Source organism: Corallococcus sp. AB045 (assembly GCF_003668895.1).
Taxonomy (GTDB): Bacteria; Myxococcota; Myxococcia; order Myxococcales; family Myxococcaceae; genus Corallococcus; species Corallococcus coralloides.
This window is the reverse complement of record NZ_RAWN01000267.1, coordinates 1-10,666: the sequence shown is the minus strand read 5'-3', so window position 1 is coordinate 10,666 and position 10,666 is coordinate 1. Positions and strand designations below refer to the sequence as shown.

6 protein-coding genes, 5 tRNA genes, 1 other RNA gene and 1 pseudogene are annotated in these 10,666 nt (G+C 69.1%); 12 read left to right on the top strand and 1 reads right to left on the bottom strand.

Annotated elements, in window-relative coordinates:
- The 9 genes from D7Y21_RS37390 to ffs form a co-directional block, all read left to right on the top strand.
- On the top strand, positions 1-2,879 hold a 2,879-nt coding region (locus tag D7Y21_RS37390; RefSeq protein ID WP_121718239.1), incomplete at its 5' end, for a tetratricopeptide repeat protein.
- 169 nt (positions 2,880-3,048) lie between these two features.
- On the top strand, positions 3,049-4,329 hold the full coding sequence (gene serS / locus D7Y21_RS37385) for a serine--tRNA ligase (protein WP_120564932.1): 1,281 nt from the start codon (positions 3,049-3,051) through the stop codon (positions 4,327-4,329).
- A gap of 125 nt (positions 4,330-4,454) precedes the next feature.
- Positions 4,455-4,541, top strand: a tRNA-Ser gene (locus D7Y21_RS37380).
- 42 nt (positions 4,542-4,583) lie between these two features.
- A tRNA-Ser gene (locus D7Y21_RS37375) sits at positions 4,584-4,673 on the top strand.
- 29 nt (positions 4,674-4,702) lie between these two features.
- A tRNA-Arg gene (locus D7Y21_RS37370) sits at positions 4,703-4,779 on the top strand.
- A gap of 24 nt (positions 4,780-4,803) precedes the next feature.
- Entirely contained in the window at positions 4,804-5,271 is a 468-nt protein-coding gene (gene tadA, locus D7Y21_RS37365; RefSeq protein ID WP_120564933.1) for a tRNA adenosine(34) deaminase TadA, read from the top strand.
- Between the two features lie 7 nt (positions 5,272-5,278).
- A tRNA-Ser gene (locus D7Y21_RS37360) sits at positions 5,279-5,365 on the top strand.
- 13 nt (positions 5,366-5,378) lie between these two features.
- Positions 5,379-5,465 (top strand) — tRNA-Ser (locus D7Y21_RS37355).
- 28 nt (positions 5,466-5,493) lie between these two features.
- An RNA gene (ffs, locus tag D7Y21_RS37350) (signal recognition particle sRNA small type) lies at positions 5,494-5,586 on the top strand.
- Between the two features lie 86 nt (positions 5,587-5,672).
- On the opposite strand, the gene D7Y21_RS37345 is transcribed toward ffs, so the two are convergent.
- Positions 5,673-7,145: a glycosyltransferase family 39 protein gene (locus tag D7Y21_RS37345; protein ID WP_121718238.1), complete on the bottom strand. Its 1,473-nt coding sequence runs from the start codon at positions 7,143-7,145 to the stop codon at positions 5,673-5,675.
- Positions 7,146-7,254: 109 nt separating this feature from the next.
- On the opposite strand from D7Y21_RS37345, the gene D7Y21_RS37340 reads away from it, so the two are divergent.
- The 3 genes and pseudogenes from D7Y21_RS37340 to D7Y21_RS37330 form a co-directional block, all read left to right on the top strand.
- Positions 7,255-8,793 (top strand): NAD(P)/FAD-dependent oxidoreductase, encoded by a 1,539-nt coding sequence (locus D7Y21_RS37340; RefSeq protein WP_121718237.1) that lies wholly within the window; start codon positions 7,255-7,257, stop codon positions 8,791-8,793.
- A gap of 77 nt (positions 8,794-8,870) precedes the next feature.
- Positions 8,871-10,079 carry a DNA polymerase III subunit gamma/tau gene (dnaX, locus tag D7Y21_RS37335; RefSeq protein WP_120564936.1) on the top strand — a complete coding sequence of 403 codons (1,209 nt, stop codon included), beginning with the start codon at positions 8,871-8,873 and terminating at the stop codon, positions 10,077-10,079.
- 349 nt (positions 10,080-10,428) lie between these two features.
- A pseudogene (locus tag D7Y21_RS37330) lies at positions 10,429-10,666 on the top strand (DNA polymerase III subunit gamma/tau); the annotation flags it as partial.

Sequence of the window (10,666 nt, the reverse complement as noted above, 5' to 3'; positions counted from 1 at the left end):
TGGATGACCTGGAAGCGGACCTCTCCGCGCCGCTGCCGCCCCCGCCCGCCGCGGGCCCCGCGGACGGCCTGGAGATGCTCAGCTTCATCGACGACAGCGCCGGCAAGGACGCCGGTGGCCGCGTACAGGTGAAGCGCTTCCACGTGCGCCGCCGCTCCGGGAAGATGTTCGGCCCGTTCGAAGAGGGCGTCATCGTCAAGATGCTCGAGGACGGCCAGCTCCTGGGCAACGAGGACGTGTCGCCGGACTCGGAGGCGTGGACCGCCATCGGCACCGTGCCCGTCTTCGCCGCCGCCATCCAGCGGCTGATGGAGGGCCCGTCCAAGGCCGTGCCGCTCGCGGCCACCCCGGGCGCGCCTGCTCCGGAGACGGCGGGCGCCGCGGATCCCGCCAACCCCCAGGCCAGCATGGAGCGGCTGCGCCAGCTCTACGAAGGCCGCATGGCCGCGGTGTCCGTCGTGGACCGCAGCGCCTCCGACGCCAAATGGAAGAAGCGCCTGCCCGTCATCATCGCCGCGGGCGTGTCGGTGCTCGTGCTGATCACCGGCGCCAGCTTCGAGGCCAGTCGCTACGGCGCCTTCGGCCGCAACAAGTTCTTTCCGGCCCGCGTGTCCTCCGGCTCCGCCGAGGCGAAGCTCGTCGAGGAGGCGCGCAAGGGGCTCCTGGCGGACACCTACGCCAGCTACAAGGAAGCGCGCAAGAAGAGCGCCCAGGTGCTGGCGAAGAACGAGTACCCGGAGGTCCGCGCCCTCTGGTGCCAGTCCGTCGCCTACCTGCAGCGCCGCTACGCGGACGGAGAGCGCTCCGACCTCAGCGCGTGCGGCAAGCACATGGCGGCCATCGAGCTCTTGGGCGAGAAGAACGTGGAGGTCATCAAGACCACCGCCGGCATCGCGCTCACCCAGCGAAAGGCGGCGGAGGTGCAGGCCCGCCTGCAGGACGCCGCCATCCGCGAGGACAACCAGGGTGACCTGGAGCTCTCCTTCCTCCTGGCGGAGTCCTACGCGCAGCAGAAGGACATCGGCAACGCCGTCGCCACGCTGACCAAGGTGCTGGAGAAGGACGCGAAGTCCGCCAAGGCCCACCACGCGCTGGGCGACCTGTACCAGGCGCAGGGCAAGGCCGACGAGGCCGCCAGGTCCTACGCGGAAGCGCTCGCCGCGGATCCGCAGCACGCCGCCTCCGCGGTGGAGCTGGCCGCGGTGGAGCTCTTGGTGCGCAAGTCGAACATCGAGCAGGGCGCCCAGGCCGTGGAGAGCGCCCTGAAGCTCCAGGACGCGCTGGGGCCCGCCGAGCGCGCCCGCGCCCGCGGCCTCAAGGGCATGGCCCTCTTCCAGCAGTTCAAGCCCAAGGAAGCGGAAGCGGAGCTGAAGGAGGCCCTCAAGGACAACCCGGACTCCGACTTCATCAAGGCCCAGCTGGCCCAGGTGCTGCGCTCGCAGCGCGACTACGACGGCGCGCTGCCGCTCTACGCCTCGCTCGCGAAGGAGGACAGCGACAACCTGGGGTTCGTGGACGGCCACATCACCGCGCTGGTGATGACGGGCAAGATGCAGGACGCCCTCACCGCCGTGGAGGCCGCCAGCAAGAGCTTCCCCAACGAGGCGCGCATCGCGTACCTCTACGGGCGCATCGAGGACGCGCTCGACAAGCCCACGGAGGCGGAAGGCCATTTCAAGCGCGCCAACGCCGCAGACGCGAAGCTGGTGGACGCGGGCCTGTACCTGGGCCGTCTGTACCTCCGGCAGCACCGCAACGCGGACGCGCGCGCCCTGCTGGAAGCCGCCGCGCAACAGGCCCCGGAGCACGCGGGCGTGCACGCGGGCCTGGGTGAGCTGGCGCTCGCGGAGAACAACAGCCTGCTCGCGCAGCAGGAGTTCGACCGCGCAGTGCAGCTGGATCCCAACCTGGCGGACGCCCACCTGGGCCTGTCACGCGTGGCCCTGCTCAATGGCGACGCCACCCGCGCGGAGACGGAGGCCAACCGCGCCCTGGAGCTGGATCCGCACCTGCTGAAGGACGGCCGGCTGCAGCGCGGCCTGGTCCTCTGGCGGCTGCACCGGCTGGACGAGGCCGCCGCGGAGTTGGAGAAGGCCAAGGCGGAGGACCCCCGCTCCATCACCACGCCCATCACCCTGGGCGCGGTGCTCCTGGAGAAGGGCGACCTGGCCGGCGCGGAGAGCAACCTGGGCCTCGCGCTGCGCAACGAGCCGTCCAACCACGAGGCGCTCTACTACCTGGGCCTCGTGCGCGCGAAGCGCTCCGAATACACCCAGGCGCTCGACAGCATGAAGACCGCCGTGGACCGCGCGCCCAAGCGCCCGGACTACCACTACGCGTACGGCGTCATCCTGCGCGACGCGAAGCGGCTGCCGGACGCCATCGAGCAGTGGAAGGCCGCCGTGGAGCTGGAGCCCAACTACGCGGACGCGCACGAGGCCCTGGGCCACGCCCACCTGGAGCGCGCCCGGTTCGACGACGCCATCGCCTCCTTCGAGGCGGCGCTCAAGGCGGATCCGCAGCGCACGCGGGTGCTGGGCGCCATGGGCGACGTGCTCTTCAACGCCGCCCGCTGGGACGACGCCGTCCGCCGCTACCAGGCGGCGCTCAAGGCGGATCCGAAGCTCACGTACGTCTACTACAAGGTCGCTCGCGCCTTCACGGAGCAGGCCCAGTACGCCAAGGCCATCGACTGGTACAAGAAGGCCACCACCGCCGAGCCGGACAACGCCCAGTCCTTCTACTACCTGGGCTTCGCCTACAAGGAGCGCAACAAGCGCAAGGACGCCATCACGGCCTTCAAGGAGTACCTGGTGAAGAAGCCGGACGCGGCGGACAAGAAGGACATCGAGGACGAAATCTACGACCTCGAACACTAGCCGGGCCTGGCGGGCGGGCCTTTCCTTCCAGGACCGCCCGGACCGCCAGTAGACCGCTGGCGGGGCCCTTCCGGTCAGCCCCCGGGGCCTGGGGGCGTCCGGCCTTGAGCACCCGGCGCGTGGTGAGCCTTGCCGGCCCACGCCCGGGATGACTACAAGGCGAGCCCCTATGCTGGACCTCCGGAACGTTGCGCAGAACTTCGATGCGGTCGTCGCCCGACTGAAGACTCGGGGCGGCAGCCTGGACCTCGGCCCCTTCCAGTCGCTCTTCCTCGAGCGCCGCGACCTCTATGTCTCCATGGAGGCGCTGGCCGCGCGCCGCAACGCCGCCAACGAGGAGATGAAGCGAAAGGCCAAGGAGGACCCGTCCGCCATGGAGAAGCTGCGCGGCGACCTGCGCGGCGTCTCCCAGGAGATCAAGGAGAAGGAGGCCCGCCTCAAGGAAGTGGAGGACGAGCTCAACCGCATCCTGCTGGTCATCCCCAACGTGCCCCACGACTCCGTCCCGGTGGGCGCGAGCGCGGACGAGAACGTCCAGGTGAAGACCTGGGGTGAGAAGCCCAACCTGCTCTTCACGCCGAAGCAGCACTTCGAGCTGGGCGAGTCGCTGGGCATGCTCGACTTCGAGCGCGCCACGAAGGTGTCCGGCAGCCGCTTCACCTTCTACAAGGGCGCCCTGGCGCGGCTGGAGCGCGCGCTCGTCACGTTCATGATCGACGTGCACACGTCCAAGGGCTACACGGAGCTGCTGCCGCCCTACCTCGTGCTGCGCGAGACGATGATGGGCACGGGCCAGCTGCCCAAGTTCGAGGACGACGCCTTCAAGACGTCCGGCGACCCCGAGCGCTTCCTCATCCCCACCGCGGAAGTCCCCGTGACGAACTACCACGCGGACGAAATCCTGGAGGGCGACCAGCTCCCCATCCGCTACTGCGCCTTCAGCCCGTGCTTCCGCGCGGAGGCCGGCGCCGCGGGGCGCGACACGCGCGGCCTCATCCGCCAGCACCAGTTCCACAAGGTGGAGCTCGTGAAGTTCTCCCAGCCGGACAAGAGCCTGGAAGAGCTGGAGGCCATGACGGACGACGCGTGCGACATCCTCCGCCGGCTGGGGCTGCATCACCGCGTGATGCTGCTGTGCACCGGGGACATGGGCTTCGGCGCGCGGAAGACGTACGACATCGAGGTCTGGCTGCCCGGCCAGGGCGCGTACCGGGAGATTTCGTCCTGCTCGGACTGCGGCGACTTCCAGGCCCGCCGCGCGAAGATCCGCTTCCGCCCCCAGAAGGGGGACAAGCCCCAGATGCTGCACACCCTCAACGGCAGCGGGCTGGCCGTGGGGCGCACGAGCATCGCCATCCTGGAGAACTACCAGCGGGAGGACGGAAGCGTCGCCATCCCGGAGGCGTTGGTGCCGTACATGGGCGGGCTGAAGGAGTTGCGCCCCCTCTAGTCAGGGCGATGGGGCCCCGGACGTAAAAAGGGGCCAACATCTCTCTTGCCACAGGGAAGAAATGATGTAGAAGGGCGGCCCCACGGGCGCGGTTGGCCCGCCGGGAACCGAGCGGCACCTGCTGTGGAGGCGTGGCCGAGCGGTTGAAGGCAGCGGTCTTGAAAACCGCAGAAGGTGAAAGCCTTCCGTAGGTTCGAATCCTACCGCCTCCGATTTTGAGCTTGAGTTTCGTGGTTCTTTGACAGAGAAGAGTTGGAGAGATGGCCGAGAGGCTGAAGGCACAGGTTTGCTAAACCTGCATACTCGAAAGGGTATCGAGGGTTCGAATCCCTCTCTCTCCGCCACTTGATGTAAAGCAGCAGCCGGAAGAAATGCTCCCTTAGCTCAGCTGGATAGAGCGTCGGACTACGAATCCGAAGGCCGGAGGTTCGAATCCTCCAGGGAGCGCCACTTCTTCTCAGGCGCGCATGTAACATGAGTGACGACATCGTTTTCATGCAGCAGGCTTTAGAGCTCGCGCGGGAAGCGGCTTCACTCGGTGAAGTTCCGGTGGGTGCGGTAGCGGTGCTGGACGGAAACGTCGTGGGCACGGGCTACAACCGCCGTGAATGCGACCGAAACCCCTTTGCGCATGCTGAGATGCTCGCGCTGGCTGCCGCCGCGAAAGCACGCGACGCGTGGCGACTCTCCGGGGTGACCCTCTACGTGACGCTGGAACCGTGTGCGATGTGCGCCGGTGCGCTGGTTCAGTCTCGTGTCACCCGACTCGTCTTTGGTACAATGGATCCGAAAGCGGGTGCGGTCGGCTCGCTGTACAACCTGGTGGAAGAGCCCCGGCACAACCACCGGCTTCAAGTGACAAGCGGTATCCTGGCGGAAGACAGTCGCCAGCTTCTCAAGACGTTCTTCGAGCGCTTGCGCGCGAAGCGACGTGAAAACTGAATACTCTGGAGAGCTGGCCGAGTGGTCGAAGGCACCTGACTCGAAATCAGGCGTACCGGTAACGGTACCGTAGGTTCGAATCCTACGCTCTCCGCTCCATCGTGATTGGAGAGGTGGCCGAGCGGTTGAAGGCACACGCCTGGAACGCGTGCATATCTGAAAGGGTATCGTGGGTTCGAATCCCACCCTCTCCGTTGTTATTTTCGAAGTAGCAGTACGGATTTTGTGGTCGGGACAACGTGGGGGCGCGAACCCCGCCAGGTCCGGAAGGAAGCAACGGTAGCGTACTTCCGCGTGTGTCCCGGCCGTTCTGTCTCACCTGAAGCGCCGACATCCCTCCGGGGATGCCGGCGCTTCGGCTTTGCGGGCCTGCCCTCCCCTGCCCGGCTGGCTGCTTCGCTTCAGTCGCGGACGAGGATGGTTTCCCGCCCCACTTCGCGGACGACGCGGAAGCCGGCGGCCTGGAGCTCCGGCAGGGCCCGGCCCTCGAAGGTGACGGCGCGGTTGAAGGCTCGGTCGTGGATGGAGGCCTGGAAGGCCGCGTCCCGGGGCCAGTCGCAGGTGCGCCAGGGGATGTTCTTGCCGATGTAGAAGAAGCCCCCGGAGCCCCACAGCCCTTCGTTGACGATGAGCAGCCCCGTCGCGTCCCCCCGGGTGGCCCGGGCGATGGCGCGGAACTGGTCCGCTCGCAGGTCGTTGGACGGGAAGCCGCGGCCATGCACGAAGCCCAGGGCCAGCGCGAGCACCGCCGCCCCATTCCTCAGGCCCTGTCGGGAGAGCGTGGCGCTGCTAGCGGCCAGCTGGGACGCGGCCGCTAGCAGCGCCACCACCAGCCCCGGGTAGAGGAAGCGCTCCTCCTTGTGGGGCGTGGCCAGGAGGACGGCGGTGTAGACGGCCGCGCAGGTGAGCGGCAGGGACAGCGCGCGAAAGCGCAGCAGGGGGGCCAGCGACAAGGGCACGGCGGCCCAGGCCCAGAGGGGCACGGCCTGGAGCAGCGGCCCCCAATAGAAGTCCGGCGGTGAGGCACCGAACGCGGCGGCGGCCTTCCCGGAGAGGAGGTTGTAGTCCACGTAGGCCCGGAACGAGTGGAAGGGCGTGCCCCAGGTGCCCCAGTCGAGCAGGCCCAGTCCCACCGCCACCGCCGCGCCTCCCACGCAGGTGAAGGCGAGCAGGCGCCACCTCCGGGCGACGGCCAGCCACAGGAGCGCGGCCACCACGAAGAGGGCGGACGGATAGCGCGTCACCACGGCGAGCCCCAGGGCCATGCCGCCCAGGAGCCCCGCCCGGCGCACGCGCGCGGCCAGGCCGGTGTCCGGCCGGTCCAGGGCCTCCATGGCCACGAGGAGGAAGGACGCGGAGAAGGACTCCGACAGGGTGCGTCCGGCGAAGAGGAGGACCGGCGCGCTCAGCCCCACGAGCAGCACCGCGAGCGCCCCACCCCACGGGCCCGCCCTGCGTTCCGCGAAGCGGTAGACGGCCCACAGGCTCCAGGCGTGCAGGGCGAACTGGGGGAGCGCCACCACGCCCCGGTAGATGCGCGGGTCGGTGACGCCAAACCCGTGCGCCACCTTCAGGAAGGCGGCCAGCACGCCGGGGACGGCCCAGTTGCGCAGGCCCTCGCGCCACTCCCAGGCCAGCACGCCGTAGCCGTGCACGCGCCAGTACGCGGGCTCCAGCGCCTGGAACACCTCGTCCGGGTGGATGCGCCCCAATTCGCTCACCGCGAGGACACACGGAACCAGCGCCACCGCGAGGAGCCCCAGCACACGGAGGCTTCCAGGCAGCCCCGTCTGCACGACGGGGGCCGGAACTTCCAGCGGAGCCTGGGAGGAGCCGGGGGCCGGGGGCGCGTCGTCGGAGGTGGGAGCGTTCACGTGGCGGGCGCGACTCTTTCCGGCCCTGACGTCCAGCGCAAGACGCACGGTGTTTGTCGGGGAGGCCGCGGCTCGGGTAGGAACGGCCTTTTCCCCAAGGAGGAAGACCATGCCAGACGTCATCGTGGTTGGCGCGGGCCACAACGGACTTGTCGCGGCGGCGATGCTCGCGCGCCGGGGCCTGTCGGTCACCGTGCTGGAAGAGAAGGACCAGGTGGGCGGCGCGTGCAAGACGGAGTACCCGTTCCGCACGGCTCCGAAGCTGGGCGTCTCCACCGGCGCGTACCTCCTGGGGCTGATGCCGCCGGAGCTGCTCCAGGAGCTCCAGATGGAGCTGCCCCTCAAGCGCCGCGACCCGCACTACTTCCTGCCCACGATGGACAAGCGCTACCTGCTCTTCGGCTCGGATGAGCGGGAGCTGGAGCGGCAGTTCCGCGAGTTCTTCTCCGAGGCGGACTGGAACGCCCACGTCGCCATGAACACGGAGCTGGCGGCGCTGCGCGAGGACCTGGCGCCCGCGTGGCTCCTGCCGCCCGTGTCGCTGGAGGAGACGGCGGAGCGCTACGTGCGCCCGGCCCTGCGCCAGCACTTCATCCATCTGTGTCGCGGCACGGCGCGCGAGTACCTGGAGCGCTTCGGCTACAAGTCCGACTTCGTGAAGGCGATGTACGCCGTCACCGACGCGTTCTCCGGCCTGGACGGTGGCTACGACACGCCGGGCACGGGCATGAACCTGCTGGTGCACAACCTCTGCCGGCTGCCGGGCAGTGGCGGCACGTGGATGATCGTCGAAGGCGGCATGGGCACCGTCACCCAGCGCATCGCGGCGATTGCGCGCAAGCACGGCGCCCAGCTGCGTACGAACGCGAAGGTGGCGTCGGTGCGTGTGGACAGCGGCGTGGTGAAGGGCGTGGTGCTGGAGAACGGCGAGGAGCTGTCCGCGAAGGTCGTGGTCTCCAACGCGGACCCGTTCCGCACGATGAAGCTGGTGGACTCTGAGGCGCTGAACAAGGAGTACCGGAGCATGGTGGACGGGATGTCCTCGCCGGGCACCACGCTCAAGGTGAACCTGTGCCTCAAGTCCCTGCCCACCTTCACCTGCCTGCCGGAGGACCGGGGCCAGTTCGGTCCCACCATCCACCTGCTGCCCCAGGAGGACGACGTGCTGGGGGCGCTGGCGCACGGCTACAAGGAAGCGAAGGAGGGCCGGCTGGCGGAGTTCCCCTCCATCGAGTGGTACGTGCACACCACGGTGGACCCGACCCTGAAGGACGAGGAAGGGCACCACAACTCCGCCCTCTTCGTGGAGTGGGTGCCGGAGAAACTGGAGGGCACCACCTGGGAGAAGGAGGAGGCGCGCTACGTGAAGCACCTCTTGTCCATCTGCGACCGCTTCGCGCCCGGTACCAGCGACCTGGTGCAGGAGTACTTCGCGCTCACGCCGCCGAAGATTGAGTCCCACTTCGGCATCACCCGCGGCCACATCCATCATGTGGACAACAAGCGCGGGTTCACCGACCGGCTGCCCTATGAGACGCCCGTGCAGGGGCTCTACTTCTGCAGCGCGGGCTGCCACCCCGCTGGAAGTGTCATCGGCGCTGCGGGCCACAACGCGGCCAACGTGGTGCTACAGGCGCTCGGACGCTGACACGGAGTGCGTCTCACGGCGGGCGGAATGGACGTTCCATGGATCCTTTTGCCCGCCGTGTTTAGATGGTTGTCCCCATGAGCTACCTCGTCCTCGCCCGCAAATGGCGCCCGCAGAAGTTCGATGACATGACCGGCCAGGAGCACGTGGTCCGGACCATCGGGAACGCCATCAAGATGGACCGGGTCGCGCACGCGTACCTGTTCTGCGGTCCTCGAGGGGTGGGCAAGACGACGGCCGCCCGCCTGCTCGCCAAGGCGCTCAACTGTGAGCAGGGCCCCACGGCGACCCCGTGCGGCACCTGCCGGGCGTGCACCGAAATCACCACCGGCACCAGCGTGGACGTGGCGGAGATCGACGGTGCGTCCAACAACGGCGTCGAGAACGTGCGCGAGATTCGCGAGAACGCGAAGTACCTGCCGCAACGCGACCGCCACAAGATCTACATCATCGACGAAGTCCACATGCTCTCCGGCGCGGCGTTCAACGCGCTCCTGAAGACGCTGGAGGAGCCGCCCGGTCACGTGAAGTTCATCTTCGCGACGACGGAGGCGCACAAGCTCCCGGACACCATCCTGTCGCGCTGCCAGCGCCACAACTTCCGGCGCATCTCCGCGGCGCGGATGCTCCAGCGGCTGAAGGAGATCTGCCAGGCGGAAGGCGCGGGCATCTCCGAGCAGTCGCTGTCGCTGGTGGTGCGCCAGTCCGAAGGCGGCATGCGCGACGCGCTGAGCCTGTTGGATCAGATTCTCGCGTCGTGCGGTCCCACCCCCACGGACGAGGCCGTCGCGGAGGCGATGGGCGCCATCGACCGCACGGTGGTGCAGGACTTCGCGGAGGCGCTGGTCCGCAAGGACGCGAAGCGCGTGCTGGGCCGCGTGGATGAGGTGTTCAACCGGGGCCTGGACCTGAAGCGGCTGGCGGAGGAACTGGCGCTGCAGTTGCGGCATCTCTTCGTGACGAAGTCGCTGGGTGAGGCGCCCGCGGAGCTGGCCGAGTCCGAGCAGAAGGCGCTGTTGGCGCTGGCGAAGGAAGCGGACACGGCGCAGCTGTCGCGGCTGTTCGACATCGTGCACGGCTGCATCTGGGACGTGTCGCGAGCGGCGCAGCCCCGGTTGGCGCTGGAGATGGCGCTGCTCAAGGCCATCCAGCTGTCCCCGGCCGGTTCCATTCCCGACCTGCTGGCCCGCGTGGAGCGGCTGTCAGCGGGCCTTGGCGCGGAAGGCGCGAAGAACACGACCGGAGCGCCAGGAGGTCGCTCCGGTCCCGCGAACTTTCGCGTCTGAGGTCCAGGCCGAAGTCCGCGCGCCCGTAGCGGCGCCACACCCTGTCGAAGGTCCGGGTGCTCCCGCGCAAACGGGCGCCACGCCGCGTCCGTTCGAAACGCAGGGCCCGTCCGCGCACGCGGACACCTCGTCGCGTCCGGTGCCTCCGTCCGCATCCGCGTCGACGGTGGCCCCGCCGCGAATGGCGGACACGCAGGGTCCGTCCGCGCACGTGGGGGCAACGCCGCGTCCGTTCGATGAGCAGGGCCCATCCGCTCATGCAGGGGCCACCGTCCGGCCCTTCGATGACACGCGCGCTCCGGCCCCCTCTGCATCACGCGGTGAGCCGGTCCCGGCCGGTGCGTCCGCCGTGGCCACCCGGACGCCACCAGCCGCGCTGATGGAGGGCCTGTCCCCCGCGGCGGCCCGTCCCCTCTCCTTCCTTCGCAATGGCGGTGGCGCGAGCGGCCCCGTCTCCCCTCCCGCCGCCGTGCCTCCCGCGCCGGTGGTGATGGACGACTTGCCTCCGTCCGCCGCGCGCCCGCTGTCCTTCCTGCGCAATGGCGGCGGCGCGGCCCCCGCGATGGAGGCCCCTCCGGCCCCGGGCG